Below are 335 nucleotides of genomic sequence, written 5' to 3'. Positions count from 1 at the left end.
ATGCCCAAGGCTTAACCTTTAATCCCGAGTTTTTAAAAGCCTTAGATAAACTCAGCTATCTGGGGGATGTTGTTTTTGCGAATGGTGAAGCACGTCTTTACTTTGAATTACGCCCAGGTACCTCACCCAACATTATGCAAACGCATTTAATGATAGATAGACAATCTCTTCTTTACAATAACCAGCAACCCCAATGGCAGCGTTTTGTCTGGCCAGCGGATACCGTTGCCTCTGGGGCATCACTGAGCTGGATAACCACAAACACAGGCACGCGTATTTATGGTGATTATCGTGGCGTCTGGGGCATTATTCGTTTACTGGAAGATGCCCAAATT

General features: G+C 44.8%; 1 protein-coding gene. It reads left to right on the top strand.

From position 1 onward, the window contains the following. On the top strand, positions 1 to 335 hold a 335-nt coding region (locus BHE89_RS23105; protein ID WP_286146439.1), incomplete at both ends, for a type VI secretion IcmF C-terminal domain-containing protein.

The sequence above is a fragment of the Shigella sp. FC1967 genome (genome assembly GCF_001743005.1).
Lineage (GTDB): Bacteria > Pseudomonadota > Gammaproteobacteria > Enterobacterales > Enterobacteriaceae > Proteus.
This window is presented reverse-complemented; position numbering and strand designations above follow the sequence as displayed.